Origin of the sequence: Microcoleus sp. AT8-B5, assembly GCF_036705565.1 — a bacterium.
In the GTDB taxonomy this organism is placed as follows: Bacteria; Cyanobacteriota; Cyanobacteriia; order Cyanobacteriales; family Microcoleaceae; genus Microcoleus.
In genome coordinates, this window is sequence record NZ_JAUBUY010000004.1 from 200,746 (window position 1) to 221,035 (window position 20,290).

Annotated in this window: 12 protein-coding genes; 9 read left to right on the forward strand and 3 right to left on the reverse strand. The window is 45.0% G+C overall.

Features of this window, described 5'->3' with window-relative positions:
• Window positions 1-133 precede the first annotated feature (133 nt).
• Window positions 134-2,785 carry an alanine--tRNA ligase gene (gene alaS, locus QUB39_RS04925; RefSeq protein WP_333485017.1) on the reverse strand — a complete coding sequence of 884 codons (2,652 nt, stop codon included), beginning with the start codon at window positions 2,783-2,785 and terminating at the stop codon, window positions 134-136.
• A 1,258-nt stretch (window positions 2,786-4,043) separates the two neighbouring features.
• Between alaS and QUB39_RS04930 the strand changes: the two genes are divergently transcribed.
• The 7 genes from QUB39_RS04930 to QUB39_RS04960 all read left to right on the forward strand — a co-directional run bounded on the left by QUB39_RS04930 (window position 4,044) and on the right by QUB39_RS04960 (window position 17,233).
• Window positions 4,044-4,652, forward strand: coding sequence for a hypothetical protein (locus QUB39_RS04930; protein ID WP_333054328.1), 609 nt, complete (start codon window positions 4,044-4,046; stop codon window positions 4,650-4,652).
• Window positions 4,653-4,658: 6 nt separating this feature from the next.
• The gene (locus QUB39_RS04935) at window positions 4,659-7,376 is read left to right on the forward strand and encodes an OmpA family protein (RefSeq protein ID WP_333259505.1); all 2,718 of its coding nucleotides are present in this window, start codon (window positions 4,659-4,661) and stop codon (window positions 7,374-7,376) included.
• A gap of 2 nt (window positions 7,377-7,378) precedes the next feature.
• Complete coding sequence (locus tag QUB39_RS04940; RefSeq protein WP_333054326.1) at window positions 7,379-7,915, forward strand: Rab family GTPase; 537 nt, start codon at window positions 7,379-7,381, stop codon at window positions 7,913-7,915.
• Window positions 7,912-9,468 (forward strand): PAS domain-containing sensor histidine kinase, encoded by a 1,557-nt coding sequence (locus tag QUB39_RS04945; RefSeq protein WP_333054325.1) that lies wholly within the window; start codon window positions 7,912-7,914, stop codon window positions 9,466-9,468. Before QUB39_RS04940 ends, QUB39_RS04945 begins: the two co-directional genes overlap by 4 nt.
• A gap of 57 nt (window positions 9,469-9,525) precedes the next feature.
• Entirely contained in the window at window positions 9,526-12,312 is a 2,787-nt protein-coding gene (locus QUB39_RS04950) for an adenylate/guanylate cyclase domain-containing protein (RefSeq protein WP_333054324.1), read from the forward strand.
• Between the two features lie 90 nt (window positions 12,313-12,402).
• Window positions 12,403-16,110: a PAS domain S-box protein gene (locus tag QUB39_RS04955; RefSeq protein ID WP_333485018.1), complete on the forward strand. Its 3,708-nt coding sequence runs from the start codon at window positions 12,403-12,405 to the stop codon at window positions 16,108-16,110.
• Window positions 16,111-16,114: 4 nt separating this feature from the next.
• Window positions 16,115-17,233, forward strand: a complete 1,119-nt coding sequence (locus QUB39_RS04960; RefSeq protein ID WP_333207932.1) for an ATP-binding protein — start codon at window positions 16,115-16,117, stop codon at window positions 17,231-17,233.
• Between the two features lie 279 nt (window positions 17,234-17,512).
• Here QUB39_RS04960 and QUB39_RS04965 read toward each other — a convergent pair whose 3' ends face one another.
• Window positions 17,513-18,685, reverse strand: a complete 1,173-nt coding sequence (locus tag QUB39_RS04965; protein WP_333207930.1) for an FAD-binding oxidoreductase — start codon at window positions 18,683-18,685, stop codon at window positions 17,513-17,515.
• A gap of 210 nt (window positions 18,686-18,895) precedes the next feature.
• On the opposite strand from QUB39_RS04965, the gene QUB39_RS04970 reads away from it, so the two are divergent.
• Together QUB39_RS04970 and QUB39_RS04975 are read left to right on the forward strand one after the other, a co-directional pair.
• Window positions 18,896-19,174 carry a hypothetical protein gene (locus QUB39_RS04970; RefSeq protein ID WP_333207928.1) on the forward strand — a complete coding sequence of 93 codons (279 nt, stop codon included), beginning with the start codon at window positions 18,896-18,898 and terminating at the stop codon, window positions 19,172-19,174.
• Window positions 19,175-19,225: 51 nt separating this feature from the next.
• Entirely contained in the window at window positions 19,226-19,765 is a 540-nt protein-coding gene (locus tag QUB39_RS04975; protein ID WP_333207926.1) for a DUF2231 domain-containing protein, read from the forward strand.
• A 67-nt stretch (window positions 19,766-19,832) separates the two neighbouring features.
• Here the strand turns inward: QUB39_RS04975 and cutA are convergent, their stop codons facing one another.
• The gene (cutA, locus tag QUB39_RS04980; RefSeq protein ID WP_333207924.1) at window positions 19,833-20,153 is read right to left on the reverse strand and encodes a divalent-cation tolerance protein CutA; all 321 of its coding nucleotides are present in this window, start codon (window positions 20,151-20,153) and stop codon (window positions 19,833-19,835) included.
• Window positions 20,154-20,290: the final 137 nt, after the last annotated feature.

Below are 20,290 nucleotides of genomic sequence, written 5' to 3' on the forward strand. Positions count from 1 at the left end.
CCCGCCCCTACGAGGACTATGTACATGATGATTCTTAGTGGGTGGGGGCGGGTTTTTGAGATTGTCGATTATTGACGATTATGGTTGGTGAACCCGCCCCTACAGTTTCCCCGAAATCACCTGATCCGAGTAATTAACCCAACCCTTCAACTAACAAATTGCGAGCACTTTCCAAGGCTTCCTGCAACTTACTTGCATCGCGTCCCCCAGCTTGCGCCAAATTCGGCCGCCCGCCGCCTTTTCCGCCACAAATTTGAGCAATTCCCCCGATAAACTTGCCAGCTTGCAATCCTTTCTTATTGACTTCAGGACTAAAAGCAGCCACCAAACTTACCTTATCCGGTTCAGGAATTGAGGCCAAAACAACCGCAGCATTTCCTAACTTTTGCTGCAATCTTTCCGCCGCAGTTTTCAGCGCTTCTGTATCCACATCTCCCAATTGAGCTACAATGATTTTGAATTCGCCGATCGCCTCCGCCGCACTCAGCAACTGGTCGGATTTTGCGATCGCCAATTCCGACTTCACAGCAGCCAAATGTTTCTGAGTATCCTTCAACTCATTCTGCAAATTAGTAATCCGGTTCGGCAATTCTTCAGGTTTCGCCTTAAATCGATCGCCCAAATCGCGCACCACCTTATCCCGCACATTCAAATAGTCCAAAACAGCTTGACCGGAAACCGCTTCAATCCTGCGAGTTCCCGCCGCTACCCCCGCTTCCGAAACAATCTTAAACAGCCCGATTTCTGCGGTATTGCTGACGTGAGTTCCGCCGCACAATTCCATCGAAACGCCGGGAAAATCGATAACCCGCACCACGTCGCCGTACTTCTCGCCAAACATCGCAGTCGCGCCTTTTTCTCTCGCAAGGGCGATCGGCATTTCCGCAACTTCCGCAGCGTGGGCCTCAGCAATCCAACTATTAATTAAATCCTCAATTTTCTGCAACTCTTCTGCTGTGACAGCGCGCGGAGAATTGAAATCAAACCGCAATCTCTCAGACGATACCAGCGAACCAGCTTGCGAAATCGAATCGTCCACAATTTTTCGCAAAGCTGATTGTAATAAGTGAGTTGCTGTGTGGTTGGCTTGAATTCGGCGGCGACCGCTATTGTCAATCTTCGCAGTAATACTATCGCCAACTCTCAGCGTTCCCCGTTCCACAAAGCCGAAATGCACGAAGAAATCTGATTCCTTCTTCACATCATCAACTCTTACTAACAAACCATCACCATTATCTCCGCTTTTCAAATAACCTTTATCCCCAATTTGTCCGCCGGATTCTGCATAAAACGGTGTTTGGTTCAAAACAACTTGTACCTCAGTGCCTGCGGCTGCTTCTTCCACAGATTTGCCGTCAACTAAGATAACTTCCACCTCAGCTAAACTCGACAATTCAGCATAACCGACAAACTCAGTTCCCTGGATTGTTTCAGCCAACTTATCCAAAGAACCCTGCACAGTCAAATCGATTGTTTGGCGAGCATTTTTAGCGCGAGTTTGCTGTTCCTCCATCGCGGCTTCAAAGCCGTCCAAATCCACAGAAATTCCCTGTTCCTCAGCAATTTCTTGAGTCAGTTCTAAGGGGAAACCGTAGGTATCGTAAAGAGTGAAAGCATCTTGACCGCTGATTTGTTGGTTTGCTTGCTGTTTTGTGCGATCGACAATTTCCTCCAGCAGCTTCTCTCCGCGTTCCAAAGTCTTGAGAAACTGCGCTTCTTCCCTTGCCAATTCCGCCTTAATTTGAGCTTCCCGCTGCCGCACGTTCGGATAAGCAGCTTCCGAAAGCGCGATCGCACTTTCAGCTACCCGCACCGTAAATTCGCCCTGAATTCCAATCAGTCGCCCGTGGCGGACCACCCGGCGAATTAACCGGCGCAAAATGTAACCCCGACCCACATTCGACGCGCGAATTTCGTCCGCAATCATGTGCACCACAGCCCGAATGTGATCGCCAATTACTTTCAGCGAAATCTTGACTTTTTCATCGCTATTGTGGTAATCAATCCCGGCAATTTCTGCCGCCGATTGAATGATCGGAAAAATCAAATCTGTTTCGTAATTATTGGGGACTTTCTGGAGGATTTGCGCCATCCGTTCCAGTCCCAACCCAGTATCAATATTTTGATTTTGCAGCGGTGTTAAATTGCCCTCTGCATCCTTATTGTACTGCATGAAAACCAGGTTGTAGAATTCAATAAACCTGCTATCATCTTCGAGGTCAATATTGTCGCCTCTTTCTGGGTGGAAATCATAGTAAATCTCCGAACACGGGCCGCAGGGGCCTGTCGGGCCGGATTGCCAGAAATTGTCATCTTCTCCCATGCGCTGAATCCGATCGCCCGGAATACCAATTTCATCGCGCCAAATTGCAAAAGCTTCGTCATCTTCTCGGAAAACACTAACAACCAAATTCGACGCTGGTAAACCGAAAACTTCCGTGGAAAGTTCCCACGCCCAGGCGATCGCCTGTTTCTTGAAATAATCCCCGAAACTGAAGTTACCCAACATCTCAAAAAACGTGTGGTGGCGGGCGGTGCGGCCGACGTTTTCGATGTCGTTGGTGCGGATGCACTTTTGAGAAGTGGTGGCGCGCGGTGATTCGGCGGTGCGCTGTCCGAGAAATATCGGCTTGAATTGTAACATTCCGGCGATCGTCAGCAACACTGTCGGATCTTCGGGCACCAAAGAAGCACTCGGCAATATCTTATGTCCTCGCTGGGCATAAAAGTCGAGGAATGTTTGGCGGATTTGGCTACCACTGAGAAACTTAGGAGAAATAGTCATGACAAGAACTGTTAAGAATGTAAAGATGTAGCAACAATAGAATTTATAGGACTTTTGCACGGGTGTCCAGAAACCGGGTTTTTCAACCAAAATACTTGCTTAAAATCCTCAATCTCGGTGAAAAAACCCGGTTTCTTTGTGGGCGAGTGCGTGAGTGCTAACTTACATCTATTTGGATATTCATATCATTATACTTAGTAATGTAAAGACCTATCAAGTTTTGCAAATAGTGCTTTACTCCTCGGAAAGCTCATGCTAACTTAATAATAGACACCGGGACAGGAAGAGAAAGGAGGTCGCTATATTTAGAAAGAAAGTTCGAGGATATAGACATGGTGTCTCCGGTCTAGATTCCCAGGCGCAGCAGAAATTAACCGAACACAACTTGAAATAGTGGCGAACTGCCGATCGAGCAGTCAAGCCAAACCGCAGTCGAGTCAGACGTAGTTGTAGTTGCGGATTAACAGTAAAGCTGCACAAGTTGTAAACCCTAGTAAGTAAAAGTTCTCCACCGGAAACACATCTCGTTTGTTAGAAAAAACAAAGCTCTCATATTATTGGGTCCGATCGCTGTCGATCGGGCCCTATGAATTTTTATAGGGCGATCGCAGGAGAAGAGGATTCGAGGGGGAGAGCTCGGCCGAGTTCGACTTTATAAGGAATGAGAATTAAATAACTTACAATGCGTGATGGTTCTTGTGGGATGGGCGTCCCGCCCGTCCAGAAAGGGCGGGCTATAAGCCCAACCCCTACTCCCCAAAAACTTGTGTAAATTATTTAATTCGCGCTCCTAAGTGCTTTCTGCTCAAAGGCAGCATCCCTCCGAGCCGATCGGCGATCGATCGGTGCAGGTTTTGAGTTATATATTATATATAATGGCACGTGGAGCGCGCCCGCCTGCTTTTTGCCGGGACTCCACCGCTGTCGTATGAGGCACTGTCAAGATGGGATATGATTGAGGATGTCAGTCAAGACATTAAAACCTACCCGCTGTGCTGTATAGCAGCAAAATCAACGCTTCTATGAGCTTGCTGCAAGCCAAGGATAGCCAACCGCCATTTTTGGTGACAAGACCAGGCTCAAAAATTTGAATCTCAGGATATTTAGAGTCAAGACTCTAAAAAATCCCATCCCCGACGCAGGGGTGAGAGTTCAAACAATAAAAGCCCGCCCACTCAAAAAAGCTAGTGCCACCAACAACGGTAGTAAATCACTAGCACAGTTCTTAAACTCACCATCTCCGGAGATTCCAGGTATTATGGCCGAAATAACTAAAGAAGAAATGCGCGAACGGCTGGGAAATATCGACCAGATTCGCGATATAATTTTCGGAGCGCAGCTTAGAGAATACGATAATCGCTTCGATAAAATAGATTCCGACTTGTCGATGATGCAGCAAGATATGCAAACTCGCATCGAACAAGTAAAAACAGTTCTTTCAGGAGAAATGAGGGCTGCAGTTGATTCGCTAGAAAAGAAAGTTAAATCGCTCACCTCAAACACCCAAGAAGAAAGCGCAGACATCCGCCAGCAAGTCGATCGCATTAACCGCAAATTCTCCAGCAGCATGGAAGCCCTCGACGAGGCTATAGACAATCAAACCAGTTCGCTGCGTGACGAACTCTCCCAAACCAGAGAGCGACTATCTGAAGAAACCCGCACTTTGAAAACACAGGTTTTTGAAGAACTCGATCGTCGCTTTTCTATGCTCAGAGATGTTAAAGTTTCTAGAGACGACATGGCAGAAATTCTGTTTGAACTCGGCATGAGGCTCAAAGGAACAGAATTTGTCCCCGAACTTAAAGGCGTTGCGGATAATAAGTTAAATACCGAGTTTCTGTTGCCGGAGCGCCACCATAACGGATAATAACGCATGGCTTTACCGAAAGAAAATCCGGCTGACGAAAATGAGTTAGAGGGTTTTGTTTCTCAACCTGACGAGTCTGCTTCCCATGCAGCAACCCAGCTAGAACCCTTGCTGAATCTGTTAGTCGATCTCAAAATTATTGCAGGCTCCAACCAGCAAAATGCAGAGCCCGAAGATGACAGCAGCGACAAAAATAATCAAGCTGGGGCCCTCGGCGGGTTGATGGATTTGTTGGGTATTTCTGAGCAAGCGCCAGAGGAAGTTGCAGCGAGTGTACCCGAAACTGGATCTCACCAACCGGAGTCTGGCGATTCGTGGGATGTTAAAGATGAGTTCAAAAGTTTGCTATTCGCTACTCAAAAACTCAACACTTCAGAACTGGAAAAAGACTATTCCTCAGCTAAAACTATAGATGTTTCCGCGATCGCCCAGCCGGATTTGGAGGAGGAATCACAGCCTGTCGAAGCATTGTCTAACTTGACAATAAAAGATTCTCTACATTACGTAGAGGCTCAAAAATCCCAGGGGTTCCATCCGCAACAAGATGTTTCCGCAACCGATTCCGAGTCAAAATCCTCGGAAATTTCCCATAATCCCATATTTTCCAAAGTCTCAGATCCACCATCAACTGCATATTTAGATCCGGTGGTTGCTTCTTCGCTTCAATCGATGCCAAACTTGGTAGAACAGCCGACAACGAGATCGCAGCCAGCAGAAATATTAGGTCAAATTAAACAGGATTTAAATGAAGCAGACAGCGCGATGGAAACGCTGCAAAATCTGATTTTTGGCTCAAAAATATCAGATATCGAGCAAGTCAAAAATCTGCTGGCAGAAAACGATTTGCCGGGTGTGCGCCACCTGATGGCAACAATCGACGATAAATTAGGAAAATTGGAGCACCAAATCTACGATCCCCAAGAGTTGATTGAGTTGATGTTACCTTGGATCGCAGAAATTCTCAGTCGCAAAGTCGCCGATTCCAGGGAAGAAGTTGTTAAGGCGATCGTGCCGATTATTGACGAAGTGATTAGGGCAAAAACTGTCGAAAACAAGTCGGCAATGAGTGCGGCAATAGCTGAGCTGCTTCCCGACGCACTTGCTCAACAAATAGTTAATTCGCCAGCGGATATTGCTAAGGCGATCGCCCCAGAAATTGGTCTGGCAATTAAAGAGCAAATTCGCCTTGACCAAGAGTCGATCGCTCAAGCCCTCGCCCCGGAAATGGGCAAAGCGATTACAGCCCAAATTGAACTCGAACGCGACGCAATGGTGGATGCCCTCTATCCCGTAATTGGCAATACTATTTCCCGATACATGGCAGAAGCTATCAAGACAATCAATGAAAAAGTGTCAAACGCCCTCAGCGTTGAAGGAGTTCAGCGCAAAATTCGCTCCAAAGTACAAGGAGTCTCCGAAGCCGAATTAATCCTCAAAGAATCAATACCCTTTACCGTCCAAGCAGCATTCTTAATTCATAAAGCATCAGGCTTGATAATTTCCGAATTTCAAAACTCAGAAAGCTACCAGTTAGAATCAGAAATGGTAGCAGGAATGCTCACCGCTATTCGCAGCTTTGTTAACGAGTGCATCGTGCAGCCCGGAGAAGTTTCCGAACTAAATCAAATTGAATACGGCGACTCAAAAATTATGCTCGAAGTAGCGGGATATTGCTACATGGCAGTCGTGATTAAAGGAGAACCGCCACAGTCTTTCATCAACAAACTGCGGCAAACAGTTAGTAATCTCATCCTTAATTATGCTAAAGTAATTCACGAGTTTAACGGCGACCCCGGTACTATACCGGATTCGCTGCACCCCTGTATAAAAAGTTTATTCGACCCGCTGCAAAGGGAAAAATCAACAAAACCCCCGATCGCCCTAGCGGCTATCAGTTTAGCCGCCCTGAGCTTAATCTTAGTACCTTGGGGAATTTCTCAGTATCGCAGCAACATTTACCGTCGCCTCGAAGCAAATGCCATCGCAGCTTTAGCATCCACTCCCCAATTAGCAGTTTACCGCTTAGATGTTACAGTTGATGGCAAAACTTTAAAGCTAACCGGAAAGTTGCCAAATCAAGAATTGCGGGCACAAGCTGCAAAAATAGCCGCATCAACTGCACCGAAATTGCAATTAGATAATAGAATTCTAGCTGTAGATGTCCCCCCAGATCCAGTTTTGACGGCGGCTGAGGTACAGCGGATTACCGCTGTTTTGAATCAGAAAGAGGGCCTTTCTATTTCTACGCGGTATGGCGATCGTAAAGTGACAGTAGAGGGTAGCGTTAGAGATGGTGCAGACGCACAGAAAATAGCTCAGTCCCTGAAGCAAATTCCCGGTGTTCAATCGGTGATTAGCACAATTAAATTAGAGCCGCTGAAAATTACAAGCCGCATTTACTTCCAGCCAGGAACGGCAAAATTAGACCCTACATACGGAGAAATCATCGCCAGTGTCAAAAATTTCATGGATCAATATCCTCAAAAACATATTAAGATAATTGGGCACAGCGATCGAACTGGGGAACTTGCCACAAATCAACGGTTGTCACTCCAGCGTGCCACAGCAGTGCAAGAGGCTTTAGTGCGGCAAGGTGCTGACCCCAAGCGCCTTGTCGCGATTGGCAGCCCACATCCTCCTTCCGGCTTGGAACCCAATCAACCGCTACTTTTAAGCAGATGTGTGCTATTTGAACCAATAACTAAGACCATAAACAGCAACTAATTATGTCAGTTACTATATCTAAAAAAATGTGCATGATTGGGGATTTCGGCGTGGGTAAAACTAGCCTAATCCGCCGTTTTGTCGATCGGCAATTCAGCGACCAATACCTCTCCACAGTAGGAGTAAAAATTTCCAGCAAAATCGTAGAATTAGAAGGGATAAAACAGCGGGAAAACGTCACTGCAAAGTTGCTGATTTGGGACTTAGAAGGGCATACAAAATTCAAAGGAATAGCACCGACTTACTTGCAGGGAGCTAGCGGCGTTTTAATCGTTGCCGATGTCAGCCGCTCCGAAACAGTTGAGCGAATCTCCGAACACATTCAGCTTTTTTCTTCAGTCAATCCTAAAGGGTCAATTATCGTCGCTTTGAACAAAGTAGACTTGATTGACGAGGAAAAATTGGCGCTGCTAGTGGAAATGTCCCATTCGATAAGTCAAGACAAAGTAATAGGAGTTTACACAACATCTGCTAAAACAGGCAAAGACGTTGACGAAATTTTCTACAAACTAGCTTACACAATGGTAGAACAAGTATGAACCTCCTGTTAAGAAAGCTGTTAGGCCCGCGACAAACACAGTATTTTCTAGTAAATCACCATTTCATCATTCAGGAAACCTCCGCCGAAGTGCAGCATTATGCTGATATTCCGGGCCAGGCTATACCCGGTGCAGATGCTCGCCTGAGTTTTCCCGAACTGATTGGCATTGAAAATATCCTCATGTCCATCATTATGGGACGGCTGCCCGGTTTTGAAGTCAAAGGTATCGCTCGGTTTGCCGACCCAAACCGCCCTTTATACTTTGATATGTTGGCTATCAAATATGAAGAAGAACAAGAAGATGTCCCAAGTAAATTGCTAATTTTGATTGAAGATACCACCGAAAAGATGGTCATGAAGCAATCGTTGATTCAGAGGGCGAATGAAGCTAATCTTTTGGTTAGTGCCTTAGCCGCTTCTAAAGATTATATAGATAAAGTTATTCGTTCGATGGGTGATGCTTTGTTGGTGACAACAACATTAGGAAATATCAAAAAAATCAATCAATCTGCCCAATGGTTATTTGGGTATAACGAAGCAGAATTAATCGGCAACCCCCTGTCCATAATAGTAGTCGAAGAAACATTAATTTACCAAGCTCGCCACCGATATATTTTGTCTCAAAAAGAGCTACGTAGAGAACTAGAAATAGTCTGCACTACTAAAGCAGGAGAAAAAATTTGGGTAGAATTTTCCTGTTCGGCAGTTCAGACAGAATTAGAGGGACTTTACGATTTCATTTATATAGGTAGGGACATCACAGAACGCAAACAACAAGAAATAGAAATTCGCCGCTCTTTGGCAAAAGAGCAAGAACTCAGACAGGTAAAATCTCGTTTTTTCTCGATGATTGCTCACGAATTTGGCAATCCTTTAAGTACAGTATTATTTGCTACTAAAATCCTCCAAGACTACGGCGACGATATCACCCACGCGGAAAAACAACAATACCTGCAACACGTTAAATCAGCATCTCAACAAATGGCTCAGCTATTAGATGACGTGCGGTTGCTCAGCAGCGCCGAAGCAGGAAAACTCGAATTCTATCCCGCACCAGTTGACTTAAAAAAATTTTGCAGCGAGTTAGTAGAATTCATTAAAATTAGTTATGGGAAAAATCATACAATTAACTTTATTTATCAAGAATTAGTTACGCCAGCGAAAAAAGATGATACCAACTTACAGGAAACGGAACAGTTGCCCGCACTAGATCCCAAATTGCTGCGACACATCTTGACAAATTTGCTGTCAAATGCAGTCAAATATTCGCCCCTCGACAGCAATATTTATTTTGAATTAAATTGTCAGAATAATGAAGAAGCCACATTTAAAATTAAAGACGCAGGCATTGGCATTCCTCTCGAAGACCAAGAACAACTCTTTGAATCTTATTATCGAGCCAAAAATGTCGAAAAAATACCCGGTACAGGACTGGGTTTATCCATAGTCAAGCAGTGTGTAGATTTGCATGGAGGTCAAATCGAGTTTTCCAGCGAGATAGGGCTAGGCACTACCTTTTTAGTCAGAATTCCATTTAATAAACAGAGATAAATAGATTGATTTTAGATAATTCAATCCCTAGGGCGCATTCAATAAGAAAAATCTCACATGAAAACCTTGTTAAAAAAACTGTTAGTTCCCCACCACTTGGAGTACCTAGCACTGGATAAAAACTTTTTTATCCAAGAAATCTCTCTACAAGTGCAGCAGTTTGCCGACTGTCCCGAGGAAGTAGTCGCCGGCAACGATGTTCGCATTCCCTTTCCCGAATTAGTGGGAACTGAAGAAATTTTAATCGATATTTTTGAAAAACGTTTGCCAAATTTTGAATTAAAAGCGATGACGCGACTATTAGAAAATGGTTCGCGGCTTTATTTTGATATGTATATCGTGGAGTTTAGCAATGACGAAAATTATCAGAGATTAATTATATTTTTTCAAGACGTAAGCGACAGGATGGCTTTAGAACAAACTCTAGTGCAAGCTACCAATGAAATGGATATTTTATTGAGTACCTTAGCCGCTACTAATAATTATGTTGAAAAAATTATTACTTCAATGGCCGAAGTTTTATTGGTAACAACAGCATCGGGAAAGATTAAAAAAGTCAATCAAGCGGCTCAAGATTTGTTCGGTTACAGCGAATCAGAATTAGTAGGCCAGCAAATAGACGCTCTTGCTGCTTTTGGCTCCTCTTTGCAAGCAGTTAGCCCAGATGAGCCTCAACAATCGCAAACTAATGCCGAAGTAATTTGCACGGCAAAAACCGGAGAAAAACTAACAGTTTCGTTTTCCTGTACGGCTATTTCGACTGACATTCAAGGCATTTCTAGTTCTTTGCCCACCCTTCAAGATTTCGTGTACATCGGCCGCGATGTCACAGATAAACAGCGCGCCCGCAAGCGACAAATAACTCAGTACATCGCTACTCGCATCCTGTCGGCATCCGAAACAATCAAAAAAGCTATAGCAGCAATTCTCCCTGTAATTTGCGACAGCTTGGGATGGGATACCGTCGAACTTTGGATGCCAGAATCCGGGGAAAAACTGCTGTCAGAAACTAAGAGAATAACTGCGGTTTCCGCTCCCAATTTGCTTCGCTGTGTCGCCAGTTGGACAAAACGCTCACTTTCGATCCCCAAATTTGCAGAATTTACCGAACAAATGACCTGTGCATTTGGCGAAGGATTGCCCGGTTTCGTTTGGGCTAGCGGTTCAGCTCAGTGGATTGCAGATGTCACAAAAAGTGACAGTTGTCTGCGCCGAGAAATCGCTGCTGAAGAAGGGCTGCACGGAGCTTTTGGTTTCCCAATTTTGGGTGGCTACGAGGCGGAACAATCGGCCCGGTCTGTTTTGGGCGTGATGATTTTATTCAGCAGGGAAGTGCAGTGTTTTGATGAAGAATTGCTCCAAACCATGGCAACAATCGGTAGCCAAATTGGTCAATTCATTAAGCGCAAGCAAGCTGAAATAGCTTTGCGGGAAAGCGAAGAACAACTGCGAGACTTATTTGAAAATGCTACTGACTTAATTCAAAGTATAGGAGCGGACGGTCATTTTTTGTATGTAAATCGGGCTTGGCGGGAAACTCTGGGCTACACCGAAGCAGAAATTGCTCAAATGACTGTTTTTGATATCATTCATCCGAACAGCTCGCCTGAGTCTCTGGATATATTCTATAAAGCTATTACCAAAAAAACGGTCAATGAAAATACATTGTATCCTGACTCTATTCAAACAATATTTATTACTAAAAATCACGAACAAATTTTGCTAGAAGGCAGCATAAGCTGTAAATTTGCGGAAGGTTCGCTAGTAGCGATTCGCGCTATTTTGCGAGACATTACTGCTCGAAAAATGGCCGAGGACGCCCTAGCAAAATCTGTATCCCTGCTGCAAGCAACTTTTGATTCTACTGCTGACGGTATTTTAGCTACTGACAGGAGCGGAAAAATAGTCACTTTCAATCGAGAATTTGTGGAAATGTGGGGCCTACCTAACGAAGTGATGGCACTCCGAAATGACGCCACAACGATCGCCTTTTTCCTGAATCAACTCAAAGACGCCCAAACATTTCAAGAGAGAATAGAATCGCTTTACGATCAGCCAGAAGCCGAAAGTTACGACTTGTTGGAATTTCAGGACGGCAGATTTTTTGAACGCTATTCGCAACCGCAGCGGTTGGGAGATAAAATTATCGGCCGAGTCTGGAGTTACCATGACATTACGGAACGCAAGCAAGCAGAAGATGCCCTGCGGGAAGAACAAGAAAAATCAGAAAAGCTGCTGTTAAATATCTTGCCCAAGGCAATAGCAGAACGCCTCAAGCAAAACGAAACTACTATTGCCGAATACTTTCCAGAAGTGACTGTTTTGTTCGCTGACATTGTGGGGTTTACTGCTTTGTCTGCCGTCATGAATCCGATCGAACTGGTGGATCTTCTGAATCAGATTTTTTCAGGATTTGACCTTTTGTGCGAACGGCATGGGTTAGAGAAAATCAAGACCATCGGCGACGCATACATGGCGGTTGGAGGGCTCCCTGAACCCAGGGCAGACCACGCAGAGGCGATCGCCCAAATGGCGCTAGATATGCAAGCAGAAATAGCCCGATTTAATGCTAGCCATAATAAATATTTTAGCATCCGCATCGGCATTCACAGCGGCCCGGTTGTGGCTGGAGTAATTGGCATAAAAAAGTTTATTTACGATTTGTGGGGCGACACAGTAAATATTGCTTCCCGCATGGAATCTCACGGTTTGCCTTGGCGGATTCAAGTGAGCGAAACTACTTATAAGTTATTGGAACACAAATATGTATTTCAGGAGCGGGGAACTATTGAAGTTAAGGGCAAAGGGGCAATGAAAACTTATCTGCTCCTTGGCCGAATATAAGGCAGGTCATCGGTCATCAGTCATCAGTCATCTGGCTGATGACTACAAGTGTTGCTAAAGTTAATTAACAATACTTTTTCACCAAGACTAATGGAACTTGCTAATTTGTCGGTCAATTTACGATCGCCCGACGAAGCTGTCGATCGCCATCCTGTGATGGTTGGGCCCTCAACTTCGCTCCCAGAGGCGATCGCCCTGATGCGTCGGACGAACAACCATTGCCCACTGCCTAATTCACCTGCATTTCCCGACTCAAACGAAACTGTAAAAGCATTTATTAGTTGCGTCTTAGTTGTCGATAAAAATCAGCTAGTCGGACTGCTAAGCCCGGAAGATGTGCTCAACTTAGCTGCGACCGAATATGGATGGCAAGGCATGAAAGTTGCCGACGCAATGACGCGGAATTTAATTGTTTTAAAAGAATCAGAATTTACAGATATTACTACCGCATTCAAGCTATTTTGTCAATACTCGATTGATTGCTTGCCAATTGTAGATGAACTGGGTCAGCCAGTAGGTTTAATCAGTGAAAAAAGTATTCGTCCAGCAATGTATAGCTGGAGCGAGGCACTGCACCAAGAAGTGGCAAAACTCCAGGAACAATGCGAACTGTTAGAGGGCAATTGTGAACTAGAAAAAGTCAGCGATCGCCAAAATGCCGAAAATACCCTGCGGCAGAGCGAGGCGCGCTACCTGGCGATTGTGGAAGACCAAACCGAACTGATTTGCCGCTACCTCCCAGACGGTAAAATAACTTTTGTCAATCAAGCTTATTGCCGTTATTTCGGCGTGCAGCCGATCGACTTACTAGGCAAATGCTTCATGTCGCTGCTGCCAGAAGCAGACCGAGAATTTTTTCAACAGCAATATACTTCTGTGTCTCCCGACAACCCTATTTTTACCTGCGAGCACCAAGTAATTTTGCCGAGCGGGGAAATTCGCTGGCACCAGTGGATCGATCGGGCTATATTTGACGAGAGCGGACAAATCGTCGAGTATCAAGCTGCAGGCAGGGATGTCACGGATCGCAAACAAGCAGAAATCGCTTTGCAGCAGCTCAATGCAGAGTTAGAACTGAGAGTGCAGCAGCGGACACAATGGTACGAACTGGCAGTATCGGCCGGCAAAGTGGGGGTTTGGGACTGGAATTTGCAAACCGATGAAATCTACATTGCTCCCTCTTTGAAAGCTTTGTTGGGCTATCAAGACACAGAGATTCCTAACCGCATGGAAAATTGGGCATCTCACGTTCATCCCGACGATCGAGTTGCCGTCGCCCAAGCAGTAAATGCTTATTTAGAAGGTTTGACAGAAATTTATGAAGTAGAACACCGGATGGTGCGTAAAGACGGCAGCACCTGCTGGATACTAGCCCGCGGCAGCGCGATTCGATCGGCTTCTGGCAGGGCTTTCCGCCTGACTGGCACTGACACTGACATTACCGATCGCAAATTGACCGAAGAAAAACTCCAAAACTCCGAAGCCGAACTGGTGGCGCTGTTTAACGCCATGACGGATATCGTGCTGGTTTTCGACACAAGCGGCCGCTACCTCAAAATCGCCCCCACGGCTCCCGAACTGCTGTATAAACCGGCTCCTGAAGTGCTGGGGAAAACCCTCGCCGAAATCTTCCCAGAAGCGGAAGCTAATTTTGCCCTAGCCCACATTCGCCAAACATTGGCATCTGGGCAAACCCACAGAGTTGAATACAGCATGGAAATTGGCTGCAAATTATTTTGGTTTGATGCGAGTATTTCGCCCCTGGAGCTCGATCGGGTGATGTGGGTAGCCCGAGACATTACCGCTCGCAAACACGCAGAAGCTGCACTGCAAAAGAGCGAGGAAAAGTTTCGCAACTTATTTGACGATGCTCCGATCGCGCTTGGTTTGGCAAGCGTGCGCGACTTCCGCACGATCAAAGTGAATGAAGCTCACCGCCAGATGTTGGGCTACAGCGATTCGGAGTTGGCTAGCACGACTTTTAGTGAACTCACGCATCCAGAAGATTTACACGCAGATGTAGAGGAAGTCAAGCAGTTGATCTGTGGCAAGATTTCTCGCTTCCAAAGGGAAAAACGCTTGATTAAGAAGAATGGCGAGCTGATGTGGGCAAACTTGACGGTGACGCTGATCCGCGATCGCGAGGGCATTCCTCTCTACAGCATGGGGGCGATCGAAGATATCAGTTATCGTAAGCGAGCAGAAATGGAATTTCAGCAGTTAAAAGAACGCCTGCAATTTTTACTGGGTTCTAATCCGGCGGTAATTTTTACAGCCGCACCGATGGGGGACTTTTGTACTACTTACATCAGCGACAACGTTCAGACAATCGTTGGCTACGACCCCCAAGAATTGTTAGCAGATTGTAAATTTTGGTCGAGCCGGATTCATCCTGAAGATCGGCCACAATTTTTAGTAAATTTTTCGGATTTGTCTGAGGAAAAAAATTGCATTTGCGAGTATCGTTTTCTACACCAAGACGGAAGTTACCGCTGGCTAAGGACGGAACTCAAACTATTGGTTGATAGCAGAGGTGTTCCGATCGAAATTATTGGTTATGCCGCGGATATCAGCAATTCTAAATATGCCGAACTCGCTAGGGGGCAGCAGTTCGAGCAAGAAAGGCTTGTGGAGGCGATCGCCCGTCGTGTGCGCCAGTCTTTGCAATTAGAGGAAATTCTCAACACTACCGTTGCCGAACTCCAGCAAGTATTATTAGCCGATCGAGTTTTGGTTTATCAACTTTTACCCGAAAATGGCGGGCGAGTCATTGCTGAAGCCGTTGCAGAAGGATGCAGCCAACTGGTGGATAAATGTTTTGGCGAAGAGGTTTTTCCGGCCCAAAGTTCTCAGCTTTATTTGCAAGGGCGAATTTGTGCGATCTCCCAACTAGATGATCCCTCCCTTACACCTTGTATGGCCCAGTTTATGAAACAGATTCAAGTTAGGGCCAAGTTAGTAGTGCCGATTATTCAGCACAGCCAAATTTGGGGATTGCTAATAGCCCACCAATGCGATCGCCCTCGTGAGTGGCAAGAATCGGAAATCAATTTATTTCAGCAGTTGGTAAATCAATTGGCGATCGCGATTCAGCAATCTCTACTTTACCAGCAACTGCAAGCTGAACTGAGCGATCGCAAACAAGCAGAAGCAAATTTGAAAAACTCCCTCAGAGAAAAAGAAATTTTGCTCAAAGAAATTCACCACCGCGTCAAAAACAACCTCTGTGTAGTTGCCAGTCTGTTAGAATTGCAATCGAACACAGTTGCCGACCCCCAAGTCAGCAAAATGTTTGAAGAAAGTCAGAATCGCCTTTATTCTATGGCTCTGATTCACGAAAAACTGTACCGTTCGACTAACCTAGCGCAAATTAATTTTGGCGAATATCTCGAAGACTTGGTAAGTAACTTGTTTCACTCTTACAATATTAGCAACAACCGAATTCAGTTGCAGGTATTAGCTGAGCCAATATCCCTAAATCTTGAAACTGCTACTCCCTGCGGTTTAATTGCCAATGAATTGGTTTCAAATACGCTAAAACACGCTTTTCCTGATGGCACAACTGGTACAGTTAGTGTAGAATGCTATCAAACGGGCGATCGAGAAATCAACCTTTTAGTTAAGGACAACGGCATTGGCTTTCCTCAAAACTTAGATTTTCGGAAAACTCACTCGATGGGGTTTCAAGTTGTCTGCACTTTAACCGAGCAGTTAGAAGGAACAATCGAAATATCCAGAGAAGTTGGTACATCCTTTCACTTAAAATTTAACGAGTTAAACTACTTTCAAAGATTGTAACAATATGAGCTTGGTCGAAAAACCAATTAAGATTTTGATTGTCGAAGACGAACTGTTAATTGCTAAAAACTTATCCCCTAAATTAGAAAAATTGGGATATCAAATTGCCGATATCGTTTCTTCTGGAGCGGATGCCATCCAGCGCGCCCGCGAACTAAGACCAGATTTAATTTTAATGGACATAGTTATCAAAGGCGACATTGACGGCATAGAAACAGCAGCAATAATTAATCAAGAATTAGATATACCAATTATCTATACAACTGCCTATGCTGACGACGAAACTTTGCAGCGAGCCGAAAATACGGGTTCTTACGGCTACCTGCTCAAACCTTTTAAAGAAAGAGAAATGCACGCCACTATCAAGATAGCACTGAGCAAACATCAAGAAGCAGTGAGTTTGAAAAATTTAATGGCGTTAGCAGCAGAAAAAAGCGAAAATAGAGCCCGCTTTATTTCAATGGCTTACCACGATTTAAGCACTCCTTTAACTACCATACAATTATCGGCGGAAATGCTAGAAGATAGCGACTTGCAGAGAAGCGCCGGAACCACCCATAAAAATGTCGATCGCATAAAAAAAGCCGTCAGTAATATGAGTGGGTTGCTGGAAGATATTTTAATGCTTAGCAAAGCCGAATCAGGCAAAATTTCCTTAAATTTAAATCCGATTAATGCGACGGATTTATGCAATTCTATTTTAGAAGAACTGCAACCTATCGTCACCGACAAACACCTAATACATTTCCGCAGTCACACAAATCCGCTGCACGCCAATCTTGACGCCAAACTACTGCACCACCTTCTGACTAATTTGCTTTCCAACGCCATTAAATATTCTCCAAACGGTGGCAATGTCAGTTTAGAGTTAAGCTGCGAAAACCAACAAATAATTTTGTGCGTTCGAGATGAGGGAATTGGGATGACAGCGGAATATCAAGAAAAACTATTTCAGCAGTTTGAACGGGGTGCTAATGTAGGCAACATTAAAGGATCGGGTTTGGGACTCTGCATTGTCAAACACATAGTTGACCTGCACGGCGGTACAATAAGTGTGGAAAGTGCGATCGGCAAAGGTACTACATTTATTGTCGCCCTGCCTTTTTTAGTTAGTAGTCAGTAGTCCGTAGTCAGTCGTCAGTAGTCATTAGTCATGTCCGGTAAAATAAGCACAATACTTGTAGGGGCGGGTTTCACCAACAATCTATCATCCAGACTAACAATCTACATAAACCCGCCCCCACCACGCGACAGAATTTCATCGCGGACAATTCAACTGAGAGGAGATAAAAGTATCGGGGGGGCGGGTTTATGAGATTGTAGATTATAGGCAATTATTGTTAGTGAACCCGCCCCTACAAAATTCATACAAGTCTCAATCAGGCCGGACATGATATCATTTTTAAGCAAATCGATCGGGAGACAAAAGCTCGATCGCCCTATCTTCTTCTCCCCCCGCCCAATTAGCAAATCGCTCAGCCAAAGCAGGTACAATAGCCAAAGGATTGCTGAGACCCGAAAAAACGTTCAATCCAGGGCGATCGGCGATCGGCCCCACTACAGGCAAATTATCAGCGCTAAATGCCACACTACACTCGTGCCAAGTTGCAGGTAAACCTGCCAAATCAGGCAAAACCTTGCCGATTCCTGCACGAATTGCCGTTTCGCTGGTTTCTCGATCGACTTTAGCATTCAAATCGCTCAAAGTGCGCGACAATTGCCCGATCCGCAAACTGCCATCATTAAATTGAATGGCACCCGAATCTAAAATCGGTGACAGCAACTCTTTACCAGGTTCATCCCAAAGAAAATCCACCTCATTTCTACTCGATTCAGCTTCCAATTCAAAACGTTTTAATACCGCAGGCATCACCAAAGTTCTGAGTTTCAAATCCACAGGTGCAGTTTCCAAAATCTCCGTGCGAGTAAAATAAACTCCCACAGAAACACCAGCGGCTTTCAGTAAACTCCGACTCCAACCTCCAGCACAAATAACCGTATTTTCGCAGGCATAACTTTCCTGTACCGTCTTAACTCCCGAAATCCGATTTCCCTCTTCTATAAACCCAATTACTTCAGCAAATTCTATAGTTCCTCCCAACCGCAGAAACCCTTGACAATAAGCTTTATTTGTGGCAGTCGGCGAAATGTGACCGTGACGCACAGTCAGAGCTCCGGCGATCGCACTTTTATTCAACAAAGGTTCCAACTCGCCAGCTTCTGCAACACTCAAAAGCTGCGGAACGATCGCAAATTGCGCGTAATTAGCCGCCACTTTTTCTACATCATTGCCCGCATCAATTGTCAGCAACAAATCTAACTCGCGAAACTCAGTATCAGCATCTAATTGGGCCGATAAATGGCGGTGGCGTTCGATACCTTCCCGACACAATTGCCGAGTTAAATCAGTCGTTCCCGACCAATAAGCCAAGCCGCCATAACTAAAACGAGTAGCATTTTGCATGGTAGCATCTCGTTCCAAAAGCAGCACAGCAAAACCTTTTTTTGCCAGTTCGTAACTCAGTGACGCACCCGTAATGCCACCGCCGACAACAATCCAATCGTAACTTTTCATGGGCAACTCAAAGGGAAGGAAAATATCATGCTTAGATTTTAGCTTAGTTTTTTCGGAACAAATCGAAAAACCTCTACCTACAGGAAGAGGCTGTCTGCGATCGCCCTAACTGAAACTTCCACCCGTCGGGAGATGTTTGCGTAGAGATATTTTTCGTTCAATAGTAGGAATTAGAGTCAGCAAAAAATTAGAAATACCAGAGAGGTTTTTATGAGTATCGACAAACCAGGCAAAGATATGGAGCGCACGGTCAATCCGGGCGATCGTATTTCCGACCAACCGCAAACCATTGAAGAAAAAGCCCAGCAACTAGCGGTAGACCACGTACCCGACATCGTGGGAGATACAGTTACAGTTCCAACTTATGTAATCGTCGAAGAACCAGACGGGGAAAAGAAAGCTTTGCACCACGTCAAAGACGCCGACGAAATTTCTGACGTAATTCGGCAGGCCCGCGTTGACGAAAATGGCGAACGGGTTTGGGATTAAGTTCAATCCAATAAAAACGGGTTTTTTTGTACAAAAGTTATCGTAGAAATCATGGAAACAAATCCCAGAAATAGTACGCCCTATCCCAATCTTCCGCCGATTCTAGAAAGTCACGATACAGAGTACCGCGACGCCGGTATTACGAGTACGCTTTCAGTTGCAGGCCATCCCATCCACCCCATCATCGTCATCTTTCCGGTAGCCTTTTTAGTAGGAGCCGCCGGCACGGACATCGGTTATTGGCTGACAAGCGATCCGTTTTGGGCGAGAGCTTCGGTTTGGCTGATGGGTGTGGGTTTCGCTGCGGGGATTTTGGCCGCAATCACGGGCTTTTTAGATTTTTTCAAAGTTAAAAGAGTGCGCGATCGCAGTGCCGGTTGGTTGCACATGGGCGGCAATGTGGCGGTTATGGTACTTACCCTGATTAACTTGCTATTGCGACAAGAAAATCCGGCGGAGCCGATCGTATACACAGGTTTAGCAATATCGATCGTCGTAGCAACTTTGCTGGGCGTTACAGGCTGGTTCGGCGGCGAACTAAGTTTTCGCCACAAAATCGGCGTCATCGGCCCTACCAGTCATAATTCCTAGGTTTCTGACCATTTTTAGTAGGGAATTCCGTCCCTCTTCATTGGATAATTTAGGACTAAAATCTTGACTACAAACTTAAAGATTGTCCCAGCCAATTGAGATAAGCATCGCTGCCAGCGATAATAGGAATAGCAATAATTTCGGGAACTTCATAGGAATGGAGTTCCTGAACTTTTGTTTTTAAAGCCTCAAATTTAGCCAAATCAGTTTTAATCAGCAACTGCCACTCTGACTCGGAATGAATCTCGCCTTGCCAACTATAAATCGAGCGAATTGGTGACAAACTCACACAAGCAGCCAGCTTGTTTTCAATTAGAGATTTCGCGAGATTCTCCGCTTCCGCCTCCGATGCCGCAGTTACCAGCACCACCCCAAAATTAATTGTCATAGTAATCAGTGAACAGTCAATCGATTTTAGATTTTCGATTTTAGATTTTCGATTTTCGATTTTAGCATTGACTTGCGCGAGATAAATTCGGGGGATCCTTTATCGGATACAGGTTTTTTATTTCTGGACAGATGAAT